Source organism: Streptomyces sp. NPDC045956, from assembly GCF_056430705.1.
Genome location: NZ_JBWKKZ010000003.1, coordinates 225050 through 247898, shown reverse-complemented (window position 1 = coordinate 247898; position 22849 = coordinate 225050). Strand labels below are relative to the sequence as shown.

Annotated in this window: 21 protein-coding genes; 9 read left to right on the top strand and 12 right to left on the bottom strand. The window is 75.7% G+C overall.

Going from position 1 to position 22849, the window contains the following annotated elements:
- Positions 1 to 151: 151 nt before the first annotated feature.
- Positions 152 to 940, top strand: a complete 789-nt coding sequence (locus tag AC07FV_RS10120; RefSeq protein WP_479086066.1) for a hypothetical protein — start codon at positions 152 to 154, stop codon at positions 938 to 940.
- A gap of 6 nt (positions 941 to 946) precedes the next feature.
- Here AC07FV_RS10120 and AC07FV_RS10115 read toward each other — a convergent pair whose 3' ends face one another.
- From AC07FV_RS10115 to AC07FV_RS10100, 4 genes are all read right to left on the bottom strand, one after another.
- A complete protein-coding gene (locus tag AC07FV_RS10115) occupies positions 947 to 1591 on the bottom strand; it encodes an Rv1733c family protein (protein WP_479086065.1) in 645 nt (214 codons plus the stop codon).
- Positions 1592 to 1872: 281 nt separating this feature from the next.
- Positions 1873 to 2691: a rod shape-determining protein gene (locus AC07FV_RS10110; RefSeq protein ID WP_479086063.1), complete on the bottom strand. Its 819-nt coding sequence runs from the start codon at positions 2689 to 2691 to the stop codon at positions 1873 to 1875.
- On the bottom strand, positions 2688 to 3059 hold the full coding sequence (locus AC07FV_RS10105; RefSeq protein WP_479086061.1) for a TraR/DksA family transcriptional regulator: 372 nt from the start codon (positions 3057 to 3059) through the stop codon (positions 2688 to 2690). The genes AC07FV_RS10110 and AC07FV_RS10105 overlap by 4 nt, the downstream gene beginning before the upstream one ends.
- A 46-nt stretch (positions 3060 to 3105) precedes the next feature.
- A complete protein-coding gene (locus tag AC07FV_RS10100) occupies positions 3106 to 3432 on the bottom strand; it encodes a TraR/DksA family transcriptional regulator (RefSeq protein ID WP_383639198.1) in 327 nt (108 codons plus the stop codon).
- 343 nt (positions 3433 to 3775) lie between these two features.
- Here AC07FV_RS10100 and AC07FV_RS10095 point away from each other — a divergent pair, with 343 nt between their 5' ends.
- From AC07FV_RS10095 to secD, 4 genes are all read left to right on the top strand, one after another.
- Positions 3776 to 4729, top strand: coding sequence for a HAMP domain-containing sensor histidine kinase (locus AC07FV_RS10095; protein WP_479086639.1), 954 nt, complete (start codon positions 3776 to 3778; stop codon positions 4727 to 4729).
- 2 nt (positions 4730 to 4731) lie between these two features.
- Positions 4732 to 5502 carry a response regulator gene (locus tag AC07FV_RS10090; RefSeq protein WP_479086059.1) on the top strand — a complete coding sequence of 257 codons (771 nt, stop codon included), beginning with the start codon at positions 4732 to 4734 and terminating at the stop codon, positions 5500 to 5502.
- 111 nt (positions 5503 to 5613) lie between these two features.
- Positions 5614 to 6030: a hypothetical protein gene (locus AC07FV_RS10085; protein WP_479086057.1), complete on the top strand. Its 417-nt coding sequence runs from the start codon at positions 5614 to 5616 to the stop codon at positions 6028 to 6030.
- Between the two features lie 110 nt (positions 6031 to 6140).
- A complete protein-coding gene (gene secD / locus AC07FV_RS10080; RefSeq protein WP_479086638.1) occupies positions 6141 to 8480 on the top strand; it encodes a protein translocase subunit SecD in 2340 nt (779 codons plus the stop codon).
- Here secD and AC07FV_RS10075 read toward each other — a convergent pair.
- Positions 8477 to 9292: a GntR family transcriptional regulator gene (locus AC07FV_RS10075; protein WP_479086056.1), complete on the bottom strand. Its 816-nt coding sequence runs from the start codon at positions 9290 to 9292 to the stop codon at positions 8477 to 8479. The two genes, secD and AC07FV_RS10075, sit on opposite strands and share 4 nt — an antisense overlap.
- Positions 9293 to 9459: 167 nt before the next feature.
- On the opposite strand from AC07FV_RS10075, the gene AC07FV_RS10070 reads away from it, so the two are divergent.
- Both AC07FV_RS10070 and AC07FV_RS10065 read left to right on the top strand, forming a co-directional pair.
- Entirely contained in the window at positions 9460 to 10305 is an 846-nt protein-coding gene (locus tag AC07FV_RS10070) for a (2Fe-2S)-binding protein (RefSeq protein WP_479086054.1), read from the top strand.
- A gap of 280 nt (positions 10306 to 10585) precedes the next feature.
- Positions 10586 to 11638, top strand: coding sequence for a DUF2637 domain-containing protein (locus AC07FV_RS10065; RefSeq protein WP_479086052.1), 1053 nt, complete (start codon positions 10586 to 10588; stop codon positions 11636 to 11638).
- A 36-nt stretch (positions 11639 to 11674) separates the two neighbouring features.
- Here AC07FV_RS10065 and AC07FV_RS10060 read toward each other — a convergent pair whose 3' ends face one another.
- From AC07FV_RS10060 to AC07FV_RS10050, 3 genes are all read right to left on the bottom strand, one after another.
- Entirely contained in the window at positions 11675 to 12082 is a 408-nt protein-coding gene (locus AC07FV_RS10060) for an ATP-binding protein (RefSeq protein ID WP_479086051.1), read from the bottom strand.
- A 152-nt stretch (positions 12083 to 12234) separates the two neighbouring features.
- On the bottom strand, positions 12235 to 13977 hold the full coding sequence (locus tag AC07FV_RS10055; protein ID WP_479086049.1) for a pyruvate dehydrogenase: 1743 nt from the start codon (positions 13975 to 13977) through the stop codon (positions 12235 to 12237).
- Between the two features lie 28 nt (positions 13978 to 14005).
- Entirely contained in the window at positions 14006 to 15931 is a 1926-nt protein-coding gene (locus tag AC07FV_RS10050) for a protein phosphatase 2C domain-containing protein (protein ID WP_479086048.1), read from the bottom strand.
- A 290-nt stretch (positions 15932 to 16221) separates the two neighbouring features.
- On the opposite strand from AC07FV_RS10050, the gene AC07FV_RS10045 reads away from it, so the two are divergent.
- Positions 16222 to 17205, top strand: coding sequence for a helix-turn-helix domain-containing protein (locus AC07FV_RS10045; RefSeq protein ID WP_479086047.1), 984 nt, complete (start codon positions 16222 to 16224; stop codon positions 17203 to 17205).
- A gap of 61 nt (positions 17206 to 17266) precedes the next feature.
- Positions 17267 to 17749, top strand: a complete 483-nt coding sequence (locus AC07FV_RS10040) for a DUF456 domain-containing protein (protein ID WP_479086045.1) — start codon at positions 17267 to 17269, stop codon at positions 17747 to 17749.
- On the opposite strand, the gene AC07FV_RS10035 is transcribed toward AC07FV_RS10040, so the two are convergent.
- From AC07FV_RS10035 to AC07FV_RS10020, 4 genes are all read right to left on the bottom strand, one after another.
- Positions 17712 to 18254 (bottom strand): methylated-DNA--[protein]-cysteine S-methyltransferase, encoded by a 543-nt coding sequence (locus AC07FV_RS10035; protein ID WP_479086043.1) that lies wholly within the window; start codon positions 18252 to 18254, stop codon positions 17712 to 17714. The genes AC07FV_RS10040 and AC07FV_RS10035 overlap by 38 nt on opposite strands.
- Positions 18251 to 19747, bottom strand: a complete 1497-nt coding sequence (locus AC07FV_RS10030; RefSeq protein ID WP_479086042.1) for a bifunctional transcriptional activator/DNA repair enzyme AdaA — start codon at positions 19745 to 19747, stop codon at positions 18251 to 18253. The genes AC07FV_RS10035 and AC07FV_RS10030 overlap by 4 nt, the downstream gene beginning before the upstream one ends.
- Positions 19748 to 19771: 24 nt before the next feature.
- Positions 19772 to 20872, bottom strand: a complete 1101-nt coding sequence (gene rsgA / locus AC07FV_RS10025; protein WP_479086041.1) for a ribosome small subunit-dependent GTPase A — start codon at positions 20870 to 20872, stop codon at positions 19772 to 19774.
- A 253-nt stretch (positions 20873 to 21125) separates the two neighbouring features.
- The gene (locus AC07FV_RS10020; protein WP_479086039.1) at positions 21126 to 22643 is read right to left on the bottom strand and encodes a cellulose binding domain-containing protein; all 1518 of its coding nucleotides are present in this window, start codon (positions 22641 to 22643) and stop codon (positions 21126 to 21128) included.
- Positions 22644 to 22849 lie beyond the last annotated feature (206 nt).

Below are 22849 nucleotides of genomic sequence, written 5' to 3'. Positions count from 1 at the left end.
GACACCGCCCGGAACGCTCCCAAACCTCCGGGCGGTCAAGTCCCACGACTTTGTGAAAAGTTTCACCCATCCTCTTGGCCGGGCCGCCGGATCCGTGCTGAGATGCGGCCACCACTTCGAGAGCTCGATGGCGTGCCAAGGGGAGGGCAACGTGGCGCATTCCGCCATGGCTGGTTCTGGTTGGGGAACGACCGAGGGTGGCGATCCGCTCCAGACCGCCGTGTGGCGGTTGCGTTCGCGCGCCTGCTGGTCCGACGCGGCGGCCCTGCTGGAGCCGGTCTCCGCGGCCGCCGCGTTGCAGCGGACCGCGCTGCTGGTGGAGCGGTGCCTGTACACGGAGCAGGGCTGGGCGGACGCCGAGGACGCGCTGCGCACCGCCGAGGCGCTGGCCGACAGCGACGACGAGCGCGGGGCCGCCGCCTGTGAACGCGGGCAACTCGCCTACGCCGCCACGGTGCACGGGGTGCGCGACCGGTCGGACGAGGCACGGGCCGCGCTGGGCCGGGCGGCGGCGCTGATCGCGCCGGGCGCCAGGGGGCGGGCGCTGCTGGACTTCCGGCGGGGGCTGCTCGCGGAGAACCTGACCCGGTCGCCGCAGGCCGCGAAGGCGGCGTACCGGCGCGCCCACGCCGGCGCCACCGCGCAGGGCGACCCGCTGCTCCAGTCCGCCACCTGGCGGCATCTGGCCGGACTCGCCCTGCGGGAGGGGGAGATGGCCGAGGCCCGGCACGGCTTCGCCGAGTCGCTGCGCATCCGCGAGGAGCTGGGCTACCTGGTGGGCACGGCTCCCGCGCTGGTCTCCCTCGCGGACGCCGAGTCGGAACCGGAGGCGTCCCGGCTGCGGGAGGAGGCCCGGCGCCTGGTCCGGCTGCTCGGCGGGGTGCCGACCTGGCTGGCGCGGCACCTGGCACCGCCGGCCGCGGGCGCGGCGACCGCGTGAGCGTGCTCAGGGGGCCCTGCTCCAGCGCGGTGCGGTGACGGCCCAGGCGGCGTCCCAGTGGGCGAGGTTGATCCGGTGCAGGAGCATGCCGGTGGCACCGTGGGCGGCGAGTCCGGTGAGGGCCACGCCCAGGAAGGCGAGGATCGCCCAGCCCGTCGCGCGGCTGCGGACCTGGTCCCCGGTCAGCGGCGGTTCGGTGAGCCCGCCCGCCGCGTCGACCCAGACCAGGACGGTGCTGTCCGCGGGGAGACCCGGTTCGACGTCGGTCTCCGCGGTCCGGGCGGCCCCGTCCGGGCCGGTGTAGCGCACCTCGACCGGGTACCGGGTCTTCTTCGCCTCCGCCGAGCCCGGTTCCGGATGGCGCGGGGCGTCGTGGACGAGGACGGCGGGGCGGTGGTCGCGGGTCCGGGCCTGGTGCTCGGCGAGGGCACGGTAGTGGCGGTGGGCCGCGTCGCCGGCCGTGAACATCGCCGCGGGGGCCGCCGCCAGTACGGCCAGCAGCAGACCCAGGGCGATCCAGGCGTGCAGGCGGTCGGTACGGCGCCGCAGGGGGTTGCGCCGCCATCGCCACAGCACCAGGTGCGGGTGCCGGACGGGAGCGGGGGCGGGATCGAGGGGCGGTGGCTGTGCCCGGGGTGTCTCACCGGCCACGGTGCGCCTCCTTCCGGGATCGGGCGGCGGGTCCGTCGGCGCCGGGCCGGCGTCGACGGCGGACGGTTTCGTTCGCGGACCGGCCTCGGCGACGGACCGCTTGACGGCGGGGGTTCACCGGGACGGGATCGCGCCCGACCGAGTCACCCGCGCCGAGTCACCGGCGCCGGACCGGCCGCGTGTTCGGGCGCCGGACGGGCCGGTCCCGGGGCGTGCGCATCGTGGGGGACTCGGGTCGGGTGCGGTCGCGGCCCGCCGCCGGGTGCGCGGGTGGGCTCGGGTCAGTGCGGGTGGCCGGGCGGCGGGCCCGCGCCCGGGACGGGTGGGCGGGCGTCCGTGGCCGCCAGGAGCGTGGCGGCACCGCGGACGGCGGCCGTGTGCGGGGCCGGCACGGGGCTCAGCGGGGTGTGCAGCACGTCGGCGAGGCGGCAGATGATCTCGGGACGCAGGGCGCCGCCGCCCGCCAGCAGCGGACCCCGGCCCAGGGCCTCGACGGTGAGGGAGGTGCGGTCCTGCCGCAGCATCGAGGTCGCCATGCCGGCGACGGCCTCGCCGATCGCCGCCGGCCCGGTGACGTCGTCGAGGTCCCCCGTGCCCAGCGCGGCGCGCCGCGCGTCGAAGACGGCACCGTCGGCCAGCAGCACCACCTCGGTGAGACGGGCGCCGATGTCCACCACGAGCAGCGGCCGGGACAGGTCCGCGCCCGCCGCCAGGGCGACCGCCCGCGCGCTCGGGACGGTCAGCACCCCCCGGGGCCGGAGCACCTGCACCGCCGTGCGGGCCTGCGTCCGGTAGGCGTACCCGTCCAGCACGGGCGCGGTCACCACGACCAGCGGGCGGGTGAAGCGCGGCAACCGGTGGGCGAGGAGCCGGCCGAGCATGCGCGCCGCGCCCTCGGTATCGACGATGCGGCCGCGCTGGACGGGGTACACCGCCCCGGCGCCCGCGAACGTCACCGTCGGCACGTCGAGGACCAGTCCGCGCCCGGCGACCCAGGCGCGGGTCCGGGCGCTGCCGATGTCGAGGGCGACGCCGCCGCGGTGCCGGGACAGCGGCCACGGCAGGCGCCGGGAGCCGGCGGGCAGGCGGACGGCGGTCATCGGCCGGCCTCCCGCACCTGCTGGCAGCGGGCGCAGAAGCGGGCCTGCGGCACGATCAGCAGGCGCGCGCGGTCGATGGGACGCCGGCACAGGTGGCAGGAGCCGTAGCGGCCCCCTGCCATGCGGTCGAGCGCCGCTTCCACGTCGGCGAGGACCATGCGCGCGGAGGCGGCCAGCTCGATGCGCACCTCGGTCTGCGCGGCGGACCGCCGCCGGTGCGCCTCCTCGGCACGGGCCGGCACGGTCGCGATCTGCCGCAGCTGCTCCTCGCGGAACAGCCGCTGCTCGCGCAGGCTGTCCCGGAGCGCCGCCAGGTCTTCGGGCGACAGACGTGCCTCGTGGTCGTCGATGATCGGATGGTTCACCACTTCACCCCTCGGGCAGGGCGGGAGACGAGAGCCGGACGGAGGGTGGTCAGGCGGCGGCGCGGCGCTGGCAGGCGACGCAGTACCGCGTGTAGGGGAGGATCTCCAGCCGCTCCCCCGGGACGGGCTTGCCGCAGCCCAGGCAGGTGCCGTAGCTGCCGCCGTCGATCCGCGCGAAGGCCGCGTCGATCTCCTTGAGCACCCGCTCGATGGCGTCCTTCTGCGCCGCCATCAGCTGGTCGTCCGCCTGGCCGCCCTCGCCGAGGGCCTGGAGCTGGGTCAGCCGGGTGCTGCGCGCGTGTTCGAGGCGCCGGCGTGCCTCGTGAGCGGTCAGCCGCTCGGGGCGGGGTTCGGTGCGGGGGGCGTCGAGCGACACGGTGCGTCCTCTTCTCGGAACGATCTGCGGGTACGGCGGACGCCGGGCCGATCGGGCCCGGTCACCGTCCAGCCTGGCCGGGCCGGCGGGGGAAACCCATCGGGCGCGGGCCCCATTTGCCCGGGGCCGGGGCATCCACACGGTGGTGCGCGGGGGCGCCCCGATGGGTGTGCCGCGGCACGGAAATGGGGGTCGGCCCCCATCGACCCGGTGGCGTGCGGCGGGGCACGCTGGTCGCTTGCTCGGTCGCGACCTGGGCCGCGGCTGCCGCCGCCGAGGGCGCGCGATGGCCGACAGTGGAGGCGTACCAGTCGTCGCGTCGCAGAAGGAGGCGTACCCCCCGGTGTCCCTGTTCTGGCGGATCTTCGGGCTCAACGCGGTGGTGCTGGGCTTCGCCACGGCCCTGCTGCTGTGGGCTCCGGTGACCGTCTCCGTGCCGGTCCTGCTGACCGAGGCCGTCATCCTGGTGGGCGGTCTCGGCGTGATGCTGGTCGCCAACGGCGCCCTGCTGCGCTGGGGCCTGTCACCGCTGGACCGGCTGACGAAGCTGATGACCACGGTCGACCTGCTCCGCCCGGGCCAGCGGCTCCCGGTGTCCGGCGGCGGCGAGGTCCCCGAGCTGATCCGCACCTTCAACGCCATGCTGGACCGGCTGGAGCACGAGCGGGCCACGAGCAGTGCCCGCGTCCTGCTCGCCCAGGAGGCGGAGCGGCGCCGTATCGCGCAGGAGCTGCACGACGAGGTCGGGCAGAGCATGACCGCGATCCTGCTGGTCCTCGGGCGCTCCGCGGACGACGCCGACGAACCGCTGCGCTCGGAGCTCCAGCAGGCGCAGGAGATCACCCGGGAGAGCCTGGACGAGGTCCGCCGCCTGGTGCGCCGGCTGCGTCCCGGGGTCCTGGACGATCTCGGTCTGATCAGCGCACTGTCCTCGCTCACGCACGACTTCGCGACCCACACGGGGCTGCGGGTGGTCCGCCGGTTCGACGCCGACCTGCCCGCGCTGGACCACGAGACCGAGCTGGTCCTCTACCGCGTGGCGCAGGAGAGCCTGACCAACGCCGCCCGCCACGCGGACGCCCGGCGCCTGGAGGTGGGCCTCGCCCGCGCCGAGGGCGCCGTGACGCTCACCGTCGCCGACGACGGCCGCGGCATCGAGGCGCCGTGCGAGGGCGCCGGTATCCGCGGCATGCGCGAACGGGCCCTGCTGGTCGGGGCCGCCCTCGACATCACCTCGGCTCCCGGCGCCGGTACCCGCGTCCGGCTCACCGCACCCGTCCCCAGGAAGCAGCCCTGACCATGTCCGACCCGTCGTCCCTGCCCGACCGTGCCCTTCCCGAGCCGTCCGCCCGGCCCACGGCGTCCCCCGCGGCCCCCACATTCACGGAGTCCGCCTCCGCCGGGTCCACGGCGCCCGCGTCCGGCCCGATCCGCATCCTTCTCGCCGACGACCACGCCCTGGTGCGCCGCGGTGTCCGGCTCATCCTCGACCGGGAACCGGACCTGGAGGTGGTGGCGGAGGCCGGGGACGGCGCGGAGGCCATCGAGAAGGCGCGGGCGAACACCGTGGACCTGGCGGTCCTGGACATCGCGATGCCGCGGCTGACCGGTCTCCAGGCCGCCCGCGAGCTGGCCGCGCTGAAACCGGGGCTGCGCATCCTGATGCTGACGATGCACGACAACGAGCAGTACCTGTTCCAGGCGCTGAAGTCGGGGGCCTGCGGATACGTCCTGAAGTCCGTCGCCGACCGCGATCTGGTCGCCGCCTGCCGGGCCGCGATGCGCGACGAGCCGTTCCTCTACCCGGGCGCGGTGACCGCCCTGATCCGCAACTATCTCGACCGGGTCCGGCACGGCGAGGAGAGCGCCGACCACATCCTCACACCCCGGGAGGAGGAGGTTCTCAAGCTCGTCGCCGAGGGCCACTCCTCGAAGGAGATCGCCGAGATCCTCTTCATCAGCGTCAAGACCGTCCAGCGGCACCGGGCGAACCTGCTCCAGAAACTCGGCCTGCGCGACCGCCTGGAACTGACCCGGTACGCCATCCGCGCCGGCCTCATCGAACCCTGACGTCCCCGGACCGCCCGGGGCTCCGGCCACCCACTCCCGGGGCCGGAGTTCCGGGCCTCTCTCCGCCCGGCCGCCCGGCCGTCCGAACGCCCTGACGAAAGGGGACGGTGCATGCGCCCCGCAGGTCGCACCGCCCCCGCGACGGCTCCCCGGCTCGCGGCGGCGCTCGCCGCGCTGCTGGCCCTCCTGCTGGCCCTGGTCCCGGCCGGGCCCGCGACCGGCACGGGCGCCGCGGTCACGGGGGCGGTCCCGGCCCACGCGGCGACGACCGCTCTCCCCCACCCGCAGTCCGGCCAGCACGCCGACGACGGCTGCGCCGCGCCCTGCTCCGACCGGGCCAGGGCACGCCACGACCACCTCGGCGAGCGCCCGGCACCCCCCGACCGCCCCGCCACCACGCCGCGCTCCGTGGGCGCCGTCCCCGCATCCGGCGGGCGTACCCCCGCCGGGTCCGGCGCCGTGGCCCTCTCCCCCGGCCGCACGCATCACGACCACGGCCGGGCACCTCCCGCGCCCTCCGGCACCTGAGCACCGTACGCACCGCGTACTCCCGTCACCTTCCCCTTCCGTCGCGGCCGCGCAGGCCGCTGCCGCGGCGTGCCCGCCGGAGGTTCCCGTTGCAGCGTTCCCGTGTCCCCCTGTCCCCACGTTCCCCGCGCCGGTCGCGGGCCCGCTCCCGGTCCCGCGGTCTGCGCGTCCGTGCGCTGATCGCCCTGGCCGTGCTGGCCGCGGCCCTCGGCATCGCCCTCACCACACCGGTCCGCCTCGGCCTCGACCTGCGCGGCGGCACCCAGATCGTGCTGGAGACCCGCTCCACCCCCACCGTCGTCGCGGACGCCGAGGCCACCGACCGCACGGTGGAGGTGCTGCGCGGCCGCATCGACGCGCTCGGCGTCGCCGAACCGACCATCGTCCGCTCCGGTGACCACCGCGTCGTCGTGGAGCTGCCGGGTGTCCAGGACCCGGAGAAGGCGGCAGACGTACTGGGCCGCACCGCACAGCTCACCGTCCACCCGGTCCTCGGCCCGGCCGAGGAGGCCGGGAAGCCCCGGCCCGGCGAGCGCGTGCTGCCCGACGAGTCCGGCCGGACCCTCCGGCTCGAGGCGGCCGCCCTGACCGGGCAGGACGTCGGGGGCGCCGACGCCCGCTTCGACCAGCAGGGCGGCGCGGGATGGCACGTCACCGTGGACTTCGAGGACGCGGGCGGCGACCGGTGGGCGCGGGTGACCGGCGAGGCGGCCTGCCACCCGGCCGGTGACGACCGGCGCCGGGTCGCCATCGTGCTCGACGACAAGATCATCTCCTCGCCGCAGGTCGACCCGTCGGTGGCCTGCGGGGCGGGCATCTCCGGCGGCTCGACCCAGATCACCGGGTCTTTCGACGCCGCCGAGGCCCGCGACCTCGCCCTGCTCGTCGAGGGCGGCGCCCTGCCCGTGCCGGTGGAGACGGTGGAGCAGCGCACCATCGGGGCCACGCTGGGCGCGGAGGCGATCTCGGCCGGTGCCTGGGCCGCCGTCATCGGCACCGCGCTGACCGCGCTGTTCATCGTCGTCGTCTACCGCCTCATGGGCGCCCTCGCGGCGGTCGCCCTGCTCTGCTACGGCCTGATCTCCTACGCCGCCCTGGCCGCGATCGGCGCGACCCTGACCCTGCCGGGGCTGGCGGGTTTCGTCCTGGCGATCGGCATGGCGGTGGACGCCAACGTCCTGGTGTTCGAACGTGCCCGCGAGGAGCAGGCGGCCCGGAGCCGGCCCAGTACGCGCTCCGCGCTGACGGCCGGGTTCCGCAGCGCGTTCAGCGCGATCGCCGACTCCAACATCACCACGCTCATCGCCGCCGCCCTGCTGTTCTTCCTGGCCTCCGGACCGGTGAAGGGCTTCGGCGTCACCCTGGGCATCGGCGTCCTCGCCTCCATGGTCAGCGCCCTGGTGATCACCCGGGTGCTCACCGAGTTCGCCGCGAGCCGCCCGTCCGTCTCCCGCCGCCCCCGCGTCACCGGCATCGCGAGCACCGGCCCGGTCCGTGACGCCCTGCTGCGCCGCGACCCGAACCTGATGCGCCGCCCCCGCCGCTGGCTGGCCGCCTCCGGGATCGTGCTGGTGCTGGCCGGTTCGGGCGTCCTGGCCCGCGGGCTGGACTTCGGTATCGAGTTCACCGGCGGACGGCTGATCGAGTACTCCACCGCCACCGAGGTCGACCCCGAACGGGCCCGGACGGCCCTCGCGGAGGCGGGCTTCCCGCGCGCGGTCGTCCAGTCCTCCGGGGACCACGGCCTCACCGTGCGCACCGAGGAGCTGACCGACGACGAGGCGGCAGCCGTCACCGGGGCCGTCGGCGCGCTCGGCGGCGAGACCGAGAAGGTCCGCGACGAGCTGATCGGCCCCAGCCTCGGCGAGGAACTGCGCCGGGACGCCCTCATCGCCCTCGGCCTGGCCCTCGGCGCCCAGCTCCTCTACCTCGCCGCCCGTTTCCGGCTGCTGTTCGGCACGGCCGCGGTCGGAGCGCTCGCGCACGACGTCGTCATCCTGGTGGGGGTGTTCGCCTGGCTCGGCAAGCCCGTCGACGGCGTGTTCCTGGCCGCGCTGCTGACGGTCATCGGCTACTCGGTCAACGACTCGGTCGTGCTCTTCGACCGCGTCCGGGAGCTGCTCGGGAAGGACCGCGGGACGCCCTTCGCCCGGCTCACCGACCGGGCGATCCTCCAGACGCTGCCGCGCACGGTCAACACGGGCACGGGCGCGGTGCTGATCCTGGCCGCCCTGGCGGTGCTCGCCGAGGGCTCGCTCACCGACTTCGCCCTGGCCCTGCTGATCGGCGTGGTGGTGGGCACGTACTCGTCGGTGTTCACCGCGGCCCCGCTCGCCGTCGTGCTGCACGGCCGCGCCGGCGGTCCCCGCGCCCCTCGCCGGGCCGGGCGGGCGGTCCCCGCCGCGAAGGAACCGGGAGCCCCCCGTACCCGACGGCAGGAGGTCTCCTAAGCGCCCGTGAAGTGCTCCCCCACCAGGCTCCGCACCACGTCCAGGTCGCCGGCGATCAGCGCGTCCAGCAGCGCCGTGTGCTCGTGCGCGTCGGCGATCAGGTCGGCCCGCCCCCGTACCGCGGGGGCGCCGGCCGGCGGCCACTGGGCGCGGCGGTGCAGGTCACCGGCGATCCGGACGAGCTGGTCGTTGCCGGCCAGCGCGAGCACCGCGCGGTGGAAGGCGCGGTCGGCCTCGGCGTAGGTCGCCGGGCAGCCGGACGACGCGGCCCGCACGGTGGCCTCGGCGAGGGGCCGCAGCTCCGCCCAGCGTTCGGCGGGGACCGTGCGGGCCAGGCGCAGCAGCACGGGGACCTCTATCAGCGCCCGGACCTCGGCGAGTTCGGCCAGCTCCCGGTCGCCGCGTTCGAGGACGCGAAAGCCCCGGTTGGGGACGACCTCGACGGCGCCCTCCAGGGCGAGCTGCTGCATGGCCTCCCGCACGGGCGTGGCCGAGACGCCGAAGCGCTCGCCGAGCGCGGGTGCCGAGTAGACCTCGCCGGGGCGCAGCTCGCCGGCCACCAGCGCGGTGCGCAGGGCGTCGAGGACCTGGCCGCGGACGGAGGAGCGCTGCACGAGGACGCGCGGGCGGGGCGCGGGGGGTTCGCCGTGCGTGTGCTCGCCGCGCACGCCCCCGGGGGCCCGGTTCCCGGTGGCGGCGCCGGGCTGCGCCGGGATGCCGACCGGTCCGGCGGCTCCGGTCGCTCCGGCCCGCTCGGCGCCGCGGGCCCGCCCGGTCCCCGTCCCGGGGAGCCCCTGCGCGCTCGGCTTCACGGGTCCTCCTGAGGGACGTGTCGGTACTTGGGGTCATTACGGCGGGTTGTCGCCGGTCCGTCAAGCACCCTAAGCGCCCCGGCCCCCAGTTCAAATCCCGCACATATTCGATAAGGTAAGGCTTACCTCAAAGCAGCCCGTTCTCCGACGTGGATCGGTGGTCCCGCATGCCTGTCACCCGCTCGGCCACCACGGACGCCTACGCACGCCTGGCCGAGGTCCTCCCGGGACTGGGCGTGACCGAGCTGGACGGGGCCGACGAGGTCCCGCGCGGGGACGGCTGGGTCCCGGCCGGTTCGCTCGCCGCGGGCGGGGTGGAGCTGGACGCGTTCCTCGCCTGGGACGACGCCCAGGTGCTGCGGGACTACGGGCAGCGGGCCCGGCCCGACGTGGTGGCGAGCTTCGGCCTGCACCGGTACGCGTGGCCGGCGTGTCTGCTGATCACCGTGCCGTGGTTCCTGCACCGCCGGGTGCCCCGCTACCCCGCGGACCGGGTCGCCTACGACCGCTCCGCCACCGGTCTGCCCCTCGGCCGCATGGCCGTGCGCTCCGCCGGTTTCGCCTGCCTGCCGGGCGACCCGGCCGCCGCGCTGCCCGGCGCCCGCGTGGTCCCCGACGAGGAGGCGCTGCGGGCCGAGGTGCGGGCCTCCGTGGCGGAGCACCTGGAGCCGGTACTGGCGGGATTCGGACCGCGCATGCGGCGGCGCGGACGCGCCCTGTGGGGCATGGCGACCGACGAGGTCGTGGAAGGGCTCTGGTACGTCGCCCACCTGCTCGGCGAGCAGGAGCGGGCACGGCACGAGCTGGAGCTGCTGCTGCCGGGCGCGACCAAGCCGTACGTGGGCGACGCCGCGTTCCGGGAACTGACGGGGCCGGACGGCGAGTCGCTGCACACCCGGGACCGGGCGAGCTGCTGCATGTTCTACACGCTGCGCCCCGAGGACACCTGCGCCACCTGCCCGCGCACCTGCGACGCGGACCGCGTCGAGAAGCTGCTCGCCGCGGCGGCCTGAGCCGCCGCCCGGCGCACCCGCCCGTGGCGGTCCCCTAAGATCATCGAGGTCGCTCCACAACTCCCGGGCGCAGTGCGAGAAGTTTCCACGGAACCACTCGTACGGGTTATCTTATTCGAACTCAACTCTCGCCCCTCATGCGGCAGTTCGAGCAGATCGCCGCCCGGGGCACTCCCTCGCACCCTCTTGGCGGCCTCTTGCCCCGAAACCCCCCTGAGGGCCGCCGGGTTTGGGCCACCATGGCGGGCGTTACGCCCTATCCCAATGCAAGGGACCCCAGATGAGATTGACCGACATATCGCTGAACTGGCTGCTTCCGGGCGCCGTGCTGCTCCTGGGCATGCTGGCGGCGGTGGCGGTGCTCGCGCGCGGCAAGCGTTCCTCGGGGAAGGACACGGGCACGGACGACTCGTGGGAGCGCATGGAGGAGCGCCGCAGGCGCAAGGAGGCCCTCTACGGCACCTTCTCCTATGTCCTGCTCTTCTGCTGCGCCGCGGTCGCCGCGGCGCTCTCCTTCCACGGTCTGGTCGGCTTCGGCGAGCAGAACCTCGGCCTGACCGGCGGCTGGCAGTACCTGGTCCCGTTCGGCCTCGACGGCGCGGCGATGTTCTGCTCCGTCCTCGCGGTGCGCGAGGCCAGCCACGGTGACGCGGCGCTCGGCTCCCGGATACTCGTGTGGACCTTCGCCTTCGCGGCCGCGTGGTTCAACTGGGTGCACGCGCCCCGCGGCCTCGGTCACGCGGGTGCCCCGCACTTCTTCGCGGGCATGTCCCTGTCGGCGGCGGTGCTCTTCGACCGGGCGCTGAAGCAGACCCGGCGGGCCGCACTGCGCGAGCAGGGCCTCGTGCCGCGTCCGCTGCCGCAGATCCGCATGGTCCGCTGGCTGCGGGCCCCCAGGGAGACGTACCGCGCCTGGTCGCTGATGCTCCTGGAGGGCGTGCGCAGCCTCGACGAGGCGGTCGACGAGGTGCGCGACGACCGGCGCCGCAAGGACGAGGCCAAGCAGCGGCGGCGCGAGCAGGAGCGCCTGGAGCGGGCACAGCTCAAGGCGATCAGCCGGGGGCACGGCCACCGGGGCTTCCCCGGCCGCGGCGGCCGGCAGGTCGAGGTCGAGGTGCAGCAGGTCGAGCGAGGTGCCGAACGGGCCACCGCGGAGCCTGCCATAGCGACCCCGGACTCCCTGCCCGTACGCCAGCGGCCCTCCTTGCAGCCCGTCCGCGGCGCGGCTGACCCGGTGACCGTCGACCTCACCGCGGAGGACGACACCCAGGCACTGCCGCGCCTGGACTCCCTGGAGCGCAAGCTCAAGGACCTGGAGAAGCAGTTCGGTTAGCCGTCGTGCCGCCTGGGGCGCCCGGTCTCCGGCGGCTCAGGCGGCCTCGGCGTCCAGCTCGAACCAGACCGACTTCCCCGGCTCGCCCGCCCCGCACGCCCGCACGCCCCAGTCGTCGGCCAGGGACTCCACCAGGACCAGTCCTCTGCCGTTGGTGCTCTCCTCCGGGTCGGGAGAGCGCGGCCGGGGCGGCCGGGCGACGAAGTCCTGCACCTCGACCCGCAGCGCGCGCGGCCCGACCGTGGCGGTCAGCACGGCCCCGTCGTCGGTGTGGACCAGCGCGTTGGTGACCAGCTCGGTGGTGAGCAGCTCCGCTATCTCCGACCGTCCGGGTCCGCCCCAGTGCCGCAGCAGCTCACGCAGGGCCCGCCGGCTCTCGGGCACCGCCCGCAGGTCCGCCCGCCCGAGCCGCCGGCTGAGCTGTGGCGTCGTCTCCCTCTCCATGTCCCCCGTCCGCGTACTGATGTCGCTTCCCCTCCTCTTCGAACAACCTCACGGGGGAAGCCTTGCCCGTTCGAACCCCGGCCAGTCATGTCGAATCTTCAACGACCGTTCGTTCCGGCCAGGCGCGGGACGGGCCGGGGTCGGGACCGGAGTCAGGGCCGGGGCACGTTCCGCAGGTTCGAGCGGGCCATCTGGAGCATCCGCCCGACCCCTCCGTCCAGCACGATCTTCGACGCGGACAGGGCGAAGCCGGTGACCATGTCCGCGCTGATCTTCGGCGGGATGGACAGGGCGTTGGGGTCGGTGACGACGTCGACGAGGGCCGGTCCCTTGTGCTTGAACGCGGCCTTCAGCGCCCCGGCCAGATCCTTCGGCTTCTCCACCCGCACCCCGAAGGCCCCGCACGCCTCGGCGACCGCGGCGAAGTCCGGGTTGGTGTTGGCCACGCCGTGCGAGGGCAGGCCCGCGACCAGCATCTCCAACTCGACCATGCCGAGCGAGGAGTTGTCGAAGAGGACCACCTTCACCGGCAGGTCGTGCTGGACCAGGGTGAGGAAGTCGCCCATCAGCATGGTGAAGCCGCCGTCGCCGGACATCGAGACGACCTGGCGCCGCCGGTCGGTGAACTGGGCGCCGATCGCCATCGGCAGCGCGTTCGCCATCGAGCCGTGCGAGAAGGAACCGATGATGCGGCGGCGGCCGTTGGGCGAGATGTAGCGGGCGGCCCAGACGTTGCACATACCGGTGTCGACGGTGAACACGGCGTCGTCGTCGGCGACCTCGTCCAGCACGGCGGCCACGTACTCGGGGTGGATCGGCACGTGCTTGTCGACCTTGCGGGTGTAGGCCTTGACCACGCCCTCCAGCGCGTCCGCGTGCTTCTTCAGCATCCGGTCGAGGAAGCGGCGGCTCTTCTTCTCCTTCACCCTCGGGATCAGACAGCGCAGGGTCTCCTTGGCGTCGCCCCACACCGCGAGGTCCAGCCGGGAACGCCGGCCCAGGTGTTCGGGCCGGACGTCGATCTGGGCGATCTGGACGTCGTCGGGCAGGAAGGCGTTGTACGGGAAGTCCGTGCCGAGCAGGATCAGCAGGTCGCACTCGTGGGTGGCCTCGTAGGCCGCGCCGTAGCCCAGCAGCCCGCTCATCCCCACGTCGAACGGGTTGTCGTACTGGATCCACTCCTTGCCGCGCAGGGCGTGTCCCACCGGGGACTTGATTTTCCCGGCGAACTCCATCACCTCGGCGTGCGCGCCCGCCGTGCCGGCGCCGCAGAACAGGGTGACCTTGTCGGCGTCGTCGATCATCCGCACCAGCCGGTCGATCTCCTCGTCGCCGGGGCGGACCGTGGGCCGGGAGGTGACCAGGGCGCTCTCGGCGGCCTTCTCCGGAGCGGGCTCGTCCGCGATGTCGCCGGGCAGGGAGACGACGCTGACGCCGCCCTGGCCCACCGCGTGCTGGATGGCGGTCTGGAGCAGCCTCGGCATCTGCTTCGGACTGGAGATCAGCTCGCTGTAGTGGCTGCACTCCCGGAAGAGCTGGTCGGGGTGGGTCTCCTGGAAGAACCCGAGGCCGATCTCGCTGGACGGGATCTGCGAGGCGAGGGCGAGGACGGGCGCCATGGACCGGTGGGCGTCGTAGAGGCCGTTGATGAGGTGGAGGTTGCCGGGGCCGCAGGAGCCGGCGCACGCGGCCAGCTTCCCGGTGACCTGTGCCTCCGCCCCGGCGGCGAAGGCGGCGGTCTCCTCGTGCCGGACGTGCACCCACTCGATGCCGGGGTGGCGGCGCACGGCGTCCACGACCGGGTTGAGGCTGTCGCCGACGACTCCGTAGAGGCGTTCGACGCCGGCGCGGGTGAGGATGTCGACGAACTGTTCCGCGACGTTGCGTTTGGCCATGGCTCTACGTATGGCACAGCAAGCGGTCTCACGCCTCCCATACGGCGGCGGCCGTGCGGTCGTCGGCGTACCCCTTGACCCGGACACCGGCGTCGGCGAGGAACTCCGCGAGGCCGGGCGGGGTACGGCCGGACCACCGTCGCGCGAGGTGCCGGCCCAGCTCCGGTTCGCTCAGCAGCGGCTCGGCGAGACCGGCGGTGCTCATCAGGAGCACATCACCCGGGCGGGCTACGGAGGCGCGGAAGCGGAAGGGCCTGCGGGGTCCGGCGTACGGTTCCGGCGGCGGGCCCGGCGGTGTCGTGACGCCGAGGTCCATGGTGAGCCGGTCGCCCTCGGGCGTCTCGCTCGGCGCCCCGCCCGCCGCTTCGTCCCGGGGGGAGCCGTAGCCCAGGACGGGCTCGCCCGTGACGTCACCGCCCTGGGGCTCCACGTCCTGCCAGGCACCGCCCCGCAGCCGCAGCAGCCCGCCCGGGCCGACGCCGAAGAACACCCTGGTCCGGCACGCGGGGTCGGCGGGCAGCAGCAGGCAGCGCAGGGTGGCCGCGTACTCCTCGGGGGCCAGGCCCTGTTCGGCGGCGGAGGCGCGGAGCCGTCCGAGACTGCGGTCGGTGAGGCGGTGCAGGCCGGACTTCAGATCGCCGCGCCGGCCGGCCCGCAGGTCCTCGGCGAGCCGTGCGTGACTGCGGCCCACCGCTTGGCCGATCCACCGGCACGCGTCGGCGGCCGCGAGGTGCGCCCCGGCCGTCGCGCGGGCGCCGGTCGCCATCGCCACCAGGACCAGCGCCTGCTCCCCCGCGCCGAAACGGGCGACGAGCAGCGCGTCGCGGCGCGGGTCGCCCCGGTAGCGCGCGGAGTCGCCCCGCACGGAGACGGCCCGCAGCGTGCAGGTCCCGTACCGGGCGCCGTCCAGCACGGTGTCCGCCACCAGCCCGTCGAGCCCGTCGGGTTCGGCGGGCGGCAGCGCGGTGGGTTCGGCGTCGTAGGTGGGCGGCCGGGAGCCGACGTAGTCCCGCGCGGAGGACCCGGGCCCGCCCTCTCCGGCGTACGGGGACAGCGAGGGGAGGAACGGCGGCGGGAGCGGGGGGAGGTCCGGGGTGGTCCGGGACGGAGGCGGAGGCGGGGACCCGCCGGCGGGGGGCGGGGCGGCCGGCACGTCCGCGGCGGGCTCCCTGAGATCGGCGGCGCCGCTCCCCGAGGTCGTACGCCCGCGCGGGCCGGCCTGCCGCGGGGGTTCGGCGGGCGCCGGGGGCGCGGACGGGGCGTGCGGTTCGGGCGGAGACGGAGCCGGTGACGCGGGCGGCGACGGCGGGGCGGGCGGTGCGGGTCTCTCCGACGGCACGGGGGGCGGCGGCGGGTCCGGGGGCGCGGGAGGTGCGGCAGGCTCGGGGGGTGCCGTCGGTGCGGGGGCGGGCGGGAAGCTCGCGGGACCGGCGGGTGCGGCGGGCGGCGGCTCCCACGGGGCCCGGAGCGGGGGCGGACCGGGACGGCCCGGCGTGCCGCCGCCGCGCGGGGTGCCGTCGGGCCGCGGCGGGACCGGCGTACGGGGGCCGGGGACGGCGGGAGACGTACCACCGGCCCACCAGGGGGGCCGGTCCTCGGCCGGCCCGGGGACGCCGGTCACGGCCTGCCAGGGGGCACCGGTCGCCGGCTGACCGGGGATGCCGGTCGCGGGCGGGGCGGGCGCCGGGGGCGGAGTGCGGTCCGCCGGCGGTGGCGGCTCCGCCCGCCCCCGTATGCCGTGGTCCTGACCCTGCTCCGGCTCGTGCTCCTGGTCCTGCTCCCGGTCCTGCTCCCGGTCCTGGTCCGGTCCGCGGGACACCGTCCCCGCCGCCGAGGCGAACCGGTCGTCCAGGGAATCGGGCGCGACCGTGGGACCGGTGTCGTCGGTGGAGTCGTCGTACAGCTGCGTCCACCAGTCGTCATGACCGGTGGGCCTTCCCCCCTGCTGACTCATGCTCCCGATTGTCCACCGAGGGAGCCGCAGGGGAACGGGGCATCCGGAAAATCCGGCGTACCCGCACGCGCCGGACGCGTTTCGGGGGACGCGTCGAACGGGGTTCCGGGCGAACGCGGCCGGGCGGTCCCACCCCCCACGGGAGAACCGCCCGGCGACGCCACCTTGGCAGAGTGACCCGTCGTACGGCGATGATGTCCGGAGGCGGGTTTGCGCCGTGGCCGTTTCCCGCCACGGACGGGCTCCGCGCAGGTGGTGGTGGAGAGGTTCTCGGGGAGGGGCGGCACCGGATGCTGGGAGTGTTGGGGCTCGAGGACGCGCACGAGTCGGCGTACCGGGCGCTGGTGGCCCTCGGGGCGGCCGACGTGCCCGATCTGGCCCGCCGGCTGGCGCTCGGCGAGCAGGACACGGAGCGCGCGCTGCGCCGGCTGGAACAGACCGGGCTCGCCGCCCAGTCCTCGGCCCGGCCCGGCCGCTGGGTCGCCGCGCCGCCGGGCGTGGCGCTGGGCGCGCTGCTCACCCAGCAGCGGCACGAGCTGGACAAGGCGGAGCTGGCGGCGGCCCTGCTGGCCGAGGAGTACCGGGCGGCGGCGTCCGAGCCCGCGGTGCACGACCTCGTGGAGGTGGTGACCGGCGCCGCCGCGGTCGCCCAGCGCTTCCTCCAGCTCCAGCTGGGAGCGAACGAGGAGGTGTGCGCGCTGGTCACCGGCAACCCGGTCGCCGTCACCGGCATGGAGAACGACGCGGAGGAGCAGGCCACCGGACGCGGGGTCCGCTACCGGGTGGTGGTCGAGCGTGCGGTGCTCGACCTGCCCACCGGCATCACGGAACTGACCGCCGCGCTGGGCCGCGACGAGCAGGTCCGGGTGGTGGACCGGGTGCCGACCAAGCTGGTGGTCGCCGACCGGGCCCTCGCCCTGGTCCCGCTCACCGCCCACTCCTCGGAGCCGGCCGCGCTGGTCGTGCACGCCAGCGGCCTGCTGGAACTGCTCTCGGGCCTCTTCGAGTCGATCTGGCAGGACGCCCTCCCGCTGCGGCTGGGCGCGTCCGGCGTGACCGAACACGGTCAGGAGGCGCCCGACGGCACCGACCTGGAGATCCTCTCCCTGCTGCTGGCCGGCCTGACCGACGCGAGCGTCGCCAAACAGCTCGACCTGGGTCTGCGGACCGTGCAGCGCCGGGTGAAGCGCCTCATGGAGCTGACCGGGGTCACCACCCGCCTCCAGCTGGGCTGGCACGCCTACGAGCGGGACTGGGTGGCCCGCGAGCGCTGAGCCGGCCCGGCCGCCGCGCACGACATCTGCGGGCCGGGCCCGGGTCCGGCACCCTGGACAGATGGGAGCGTGGGACCTCCTGCTGTCCGGCCTGGTCATTCTGCTCGGGCTGTGCGGCGTGCTGTTCCCCGGCATGCCCGGGTCGTGGCTCGTGTGGGCCGGGGTCCTGTGGTGGGCGCTGAAGGATCCGCGGCCGCTCGCGTGGGCCGTGCTGGTCGGCGCCACGGTCGTCCTGCTCCTGTGCCAGGCGGTGCGCTGGGCGCTGCCCTCCCGGCGGCTGCGCGCGGACGACGCCACCCGCCGGGTCACGGCGTACGCGGGCGCGGGCGCCTTCCTCGGCTTCGTGCTGGTGCCGGTGCTCGGCGCGATCCCCGGTTTCCTGGGCGGCATCTACCTCGCCGAGCGGATCCGGCTCGGCCGGCACGGGGAGGCGATGGCGGCCCTGCGGACCGCGATGCGCTCGGGCGGCACCGCGGTGCTGACGGAGTTCTTCGCCTGCCTGCTGATCACCGGGGCGTGGCTGGGCGCGGTGCTGGCCGGTTAGCCGTCCGGACGCCCTCCAGGGTGAGCAGCCGCGTCTTGCGTTCGAGGCCGCCCGCGTATCCGGTCAGGGAGCCGTCGGCGCCGATCACGCGGTGGCAGGGGCGCAGGATCAGCAGCGGGTTGGCGCCGATCGCGCCGCCCACCGCGCGGACCGCGGGGCGGGAGGCGCCGATGCGCGCGGCGATCTCGCCGTACGTCGTGGTCGCGCCGTAGGGCACGTCGTCCAGGGCGGCCCACACGCGTTCCCGGAAGGCGGTGCCCTCGGCGCGCAGCGGCAGCCGGAACTCCCGCAGCTCCCCGGCGAAGTAGGCGGCGAGCTGCTCCCGGGCCGCCCGGAAGGGCCCGGCGTCCTGCCGCCAGCCGGCCTGGACGCTCCGGCCGCCCTTCTGCCCGGGCACGGACAAGGAGCTGAGCGCCCCGTCCGGGCCCGCGGTGAGGAGCAGCGGTCCGACGGGGCTGTCGGCCTCGCTCCAGTAGGTCATGACGGTGCCGGTGGTGGTGGTCATCTGTGCTGCTCCCACTCTCCTGCTGCGCGCAGGTGGTTCAGGGCGTACGAGCGCCAGGGGCGCCAGGTGTCGGGCACGGCGGTGCCGGGCGGGGCCACGTCGGGGTCGCCGAGGGCGCGGGTGCGGACGACGGCGGCGGTGCGGGCGTCCACGCCGGGCACGGCGAGCAGCGCGCGTTCGGCGTCGTCCCGGTCGGCGCCGGGGTCCAGGCGCAGGGCGCCGTCGGCGAGCGCCGCGGCGAGCGCGCCCGGGAGGCCGCCCGGCTCGGCGTCGGCGAGGACGGCCGGTTCGGGGAAGAGGTGCGTCAGGGCGCCGCACGGCGCGTCCAGCGTCTTGCCGTACCGCTGGACCAGGCGCTCGGCCTCCGCCCGCCCCGCCACCGTCCGGACGGCGAGTTCGCCGGGGTCGGCGGTGCCGGGTGAGCGCAGTCCGGGGCGGGCGGCGACGAGGGGCGCGAGCCGGGGGTCGGCGCCGAGCCGCTCGTCCACGGCGTACGGGTCGGCGTCCAGGTCGAACAGCCGGCGCAGCCGCTGCACGGAGGTGGTCAGGTCGCGGAGGTCGGTGAGGTGGAGCCGGGCGTCCAGCCAGCCGCCGGTGCCGGAGCGCGGCCCGCCGGGCCGCTCGTCGACGGCGACGATCCCGGTGCCGTAGGGCAGGCGCAGGGTGCGCCGGTAGACGCGGCGGCCGGGCGGGCCGCTCACCTCTTCGACGCCGGCCACCGCCTCGTGCTGGAGCAGGTCGAAGACGGGGCCGTGCTGGTAGGGGCCTCGGTGGGCGAGCCGCAGGGGGATACCGGCCGAAGGGGTGGCGTCGCGGCGGGCGGGCCGGTCACGGGCCGGGGCGGCGGCGCGCAGTGCGCTCGGGGTGGCCGCGTACACGGCCCTGATCGTGTCGTTGAACTGCCGCACGCTGGCGAATCCGGCGGCGAACGCGATCTCGGTGACCGGCAGGCCGGTGGTCTGCAACAGGACGCGCGCGGTGTGCGCCCGCTGGGCGCGGGCCAGGGCCACGGGCCCGGCGCCCAGCTCGGCGGTGAGCTGCCGCTGCACCTGGCGGGCGCTGTAGCCGAGCCGGTCGGCGAGTCCGGCGACGCCCTCGCGGTCGACGACGCCGTCGCCGATCAGCCGCATGGCCCGGCCGACGACGTCGGCGCGGACGTTCCAGTCCGCCGAGCCCGGCACGGCGTCCGGGCGGCACCGCCGGCAGGCCCGGAAGCCCGAGCCCTGGGCGGCGGCGGCCGTCGCGAAGAACCGCACGTTGCGCCGCTTCGGGGTGACCGCCGGGCAGCTGGGCCGGCAGTAGATGCCGGTGGTCTCCACCGCGAAGAAGAACGCGCCGTCGAACCGGGCGTCCCGGCTGCGGACCGCCTCGTACCTGCTGTCCTCGTACCCGCTGTCCGCGGGCCACGAGGGCTCCGCGCGTTCCGTCACGTTCTGCGTCACGCTGTCCAGTCTCCGCCAGACCGGCGGACCGGGCTGGCGGAAATCGGACATCGCGTCGGAGGAGGGGTGGAGCCGCTACCGCACGCGGCCCCGCTTGGCCTCCATCGCCGCCTTGCCGATGGCTCCCCGGCGCTTCCACTCCTTGCGGATCTCGGCGCGCAGGCGGGCGTCGGTCTTGGCGACGATGCGCTGGTTCTCCCGCATCAGCTTGCGGTAGCTCTCCAGCCGGCGTTCGGGCAGCTCGCCGCTGTCGATGGCAGCGAGGACGGCGCAGCCCGGCTCGCTCTCGTGGGCGCAGTCGTGGAACCGGCAGTCGCGGCCCAGTTCCTCGATCTCGGCGAACACCTGCCCTACGCCGGTGCCCGCGTCCCAGAGCCCGACGCCCCGCAGCCCGGGGGTGTCGATGAGCACTCCCCCGCCGGGCATGGCGAGGAGGTTGCGGGTGGTGGTGGTGTGCCGGCCCTTGCCGTCGACGTCCCGGATGGCCTGCACGTCCATGACGTCCTCGCCGAGCAGCGCGTTGGCGAGGGTGGACTTGCCGGCGCCTGACTGCCCGAGCAGCACGGCCGTGCCGCCGGAGACCACGGCGGCGAGGACGTCGAGCCCCTCCCCCTGCTCGGCGCTGACGGACAGCACCGTCACGCCGGGCGCGGCGGTCTCCACGTCCTGCACCAGGTGGGCCAGTGTCACCGGGTCGGGGACGAGGTCGGCCTTGGTGAGCACGACCAGGGGCTGCGCCCCGGACTCCCAGGCGAGGGCGAGGAACCGCTCGATCCGGGCGAGGTCGAGTTCGGCCGCGAGGGACACGGCGACGATGGCGTGGTCGACGTTGGCCGCGAGGATCTGCCCCTCGGACCGCTTGGAGGAGGTGGAGCGGACGAAGGCCGTACGGCGCGGCAGGTACGTCCGGACGTAGCGCGGGGTGCCGTCGGGTTCGACGGCGACCCAGTCGCCGGTGCAGACGACGCGCAGGGGGTCGTGCGGGGTGACGAACGCGGTGTCGGCCCGCAGGGTCCCGTCGCCGGTGACGACGTCGCACTGCCCGCGGTCGACCCGGACGACGCGGCCGGGCAGCAGCCCTTCGGCGGCGTACGGGGCGAAGGCGTCGGCCCAGTCCTCGTCCCAGCCGTAGGGAATCAGGGGGGAGTGAGCGGTGAACGGGGTGGTGGAAGACAAGGGGTTGCCCTTCGAGGGGCGGCCCCGGCGCGGGGACTCAGGAGGCCCGGAGGCGGCCGGCGGCCACGGAGGTGGACGTGATGGGTTGCTGGATGCGGGCAGCGCCCGTCGCAATGACAGCCATCGGTCGACACCTCCTCACTCGTACGTTCCTCACCGCGCGGCGATCACCGCGTGACGTGCCGCCACAGTAGCCCGTCCCCACCACGGCCCGTCAACGCGTTTTCCGGCCGGGACGGCGGGCGCCGTGTGCTCACCCGCTCTCGCACTCCCGGCCGTCCAGCGTGAAGCCGTCCGGCGGGGCGTTCCGGCCGCGCCAGGAGGCGATGAAGCCGAAGGAGAGGCGGCCGCCCGCGGGGACGGAGGCGTTGTGGTCGGCGGCCGTCGCGGTGGCCCGGGAGCCGGTCTGGGCGTACCCGGCGTCCCACATCTGGCCGATCCGCTGGCCGTCGGGGAAGGTCCAGGCGACCTGCCAGGAGTCGAGGGCGCGGGTCGTGGTGACGCTCACGGTGGCCTGGAAGCCGTCGGGCCACTGGTTGACGAGGTCGTAGCGGACGCGGCAGGCGGCGGGGGCGGATGTGCCGGGGTCCGGGGCCGGGGCGCGGTCGGGCGCCGTCGTCTCCCCGGCGCTCGCGGTGGGTGCCGTGGGGGTGGCGGTGCCCTGGGGTGCCGGGTCGGGGTCCGTCTTCCGCGGGGTCCGGTCCGCGACCGGTGCGGTGGTACCGGTGGAGGCCCGCGCCGCCTCCGGTGTCGGCCGGCCGTCCGCCCGTGGCGGCGAGGGCTGCGGGACGGCGGCCGGGCGGCGCTCCGCGGTGCCGGTGGGCGCCGCGGCGTCGTCGGCGGTGCCGCGGGAGGTGACCAGGGTGACGGTGAGCGCCACCAGTGACACCAGGCCGGCGGTGGCGAGGATGCCGCCGCGGACGAGCCGGGTCCGGTGGGCGCCGTCCGGTGCCGCGTCGGCGCGGTCGTCGTCCGGCGCCGGACTCCCGGCGGCGCGTCGTGCCCGGGCGTCGCGGCGGCGGCGTTCCAGGTGCGCGAGTCCGCCCCAGCCGAGCACTCCGGCGGCGAGGGCCGCGGGCAGGCGGTCGTCGTGCGGGCTCAGACAGGCGGCGGCCTCGGCGCAGTCGGGGCAGTCGGCGAGGTGGCGGGAGAGGTCGTCGGGGACGTCGGCGGCGGGCGACCTGGTGACCGCGTCCAGGAGCCGGGCGTAGCCCCCGCAGGGCGGGGCCGGTGGCGCGTCGAGGTGGCCGCGTCGGCAGCGGTCCCGGAACAGCCGGCGCACCTGGGCGAGTTCCCCGGAGACGGTGGCGGGGTCGAGGCCGAGGCGGCGGGCCACCACCGGCGGCGGCAGGAGCTCGACGTCGGCCAGCCACAGCAGCTCCGCGTCCGGTTCCTGCATGTCCTTGAGTCCGCGCAGCGCGAGCGGGCGGCGCGGCGGCGGTCCCGTGTAGCGGGCGGCCCTGGCGGAGGCCAGCCACTGCCGCAGTCCGGGGTCGAGCGCGTGCCCTTGGCCGCCGTCCTCCCAGGCGGCCGCCGTGGTGCGTACGGCGGTCAGGAGCAGCGCGGTGCGGGGCAGCCGGGACGGCGGGCGGGCGGTGGCCGGACCGGCGGCGCGGACCTCGCGCAGGCCGTGGGTGAACGCCTCGGCGGCCAGCCGGGCGGCCGCCTCCGGACCGGCCGCGCACAGGGCGGCGTAGGAGAGGACCGTGTCCCGGCACTCCGCGAGCAGCGCGGCCTCGGCGGCGTCCTTGGGGGTCGGCAGGTCGGGCATCGGACTCCTGCGTCCACGGGTGAGGCCAACTCACCACACGGTCGGAGGAGTTGGGGCCGGGTCTCGCGGCAGCGCAGAGCTTCGCACGTCTTCCGCACGACTGACAAGCTGCCGGTCGCGACGAGGAGCCGGAGCGGGGGGGGGGGGGGGGGGGGGGGTGGGCGGCTTGAGTGTGAAAAAAGAGACGACCCCAAAAAGGGACAGCT

Coding starts and splice junctions, on each gene's coding strand:
- AC07FV_RS10110 (WP_479086063.1), bottom strand. CDS start 2,691: ATGACCGCCGTCCGCCTGCCCGCCGGCTCCCGGCGCCTGCCGTGGCCG.
- AC07FV_RS10090 (WP_479086059.1), top strand. CDS start 4,732: ATGTCCGACCCGTCGTCCCTGCCCGACCGTGCCCTTCCCGAGCCGTCC.
- AC07FV_RS10085 (WP_479086057.1), top strand. CDS start 5,614: ATGCGCCCCGCAGGTCGCACCGCCCCCGCGACGGCTCCCCGGCTCGCG.
- AC07FV_RS10070 (WP_479086054.1), top strand. CDS start 9,460: ATGCCTGTCACCCGCTCGGCCACCACGGACGCCTACGCACGCCTGGCC.
- AC07FV_RS10065 (WP_479086052.1), top strand. CDS start 10,586: ATGAGATTGACCGACATATCGCTGAACTGGCTGCTTCCGGGCGCCGTG.
- AC07FV_RS10060 (WP_479086051.1), bottom strand. CDS start 12,082: ATGGAGAGGGAGACGACGCCACAGCTCAGCCGGCGGCTCGGGCGGGCG.
- AC07FV_RS10055 (WP_479086049.1), bottom strand. CDS start 13,977: ATGGCCAAACGCAACGTCGCGGAACAGTTCGTCGACATCCTCACCCGC.
- AC07FV_RS10050 (WP_479086048.1), bottom strand. CDS start 15,931: ATGAGTCAGCAGGGGGGAAGGCCCACCGGTCATGACGACTGGTGGACG.
- AC07FV_RS10045 (WP_479086047.1), top strand. CDS start 16,222: ATGCTGGGAGTGTTGGGGCTCGAGGACGCGCACGAGTCGGCGTACCGG.
- AC07FV_RS10040 (WP_479086045.1), top strand. CDS start 17,267: ATGGGAGCGTGGGACCTCCTGCTGTCCGGCCTGGTCATTCTGCTCGGG.
- AC07FV_RS10035 (WP_479086043.1), bottom strand. CDS start 18,254: ATGACCACCACCACCGGCACCGTCATGACCTACTGGAGCGAGGCCGAC.
- AC07FV_RS10030 (WP_479086042.1), bottom strand. CDS start 19,747: ATGTCCGATTTCCGCCAGCCCGGTCCGCCGGTCTGGCGGAGACTGGAC.
- AC07FV_RS10020 (WP_479086039.1), bottom strand. CDS start 22,643: ATGCCCGACCTGCCGACCCCCAAGGACGCCGCCGAGGCCGCGCTGCTC.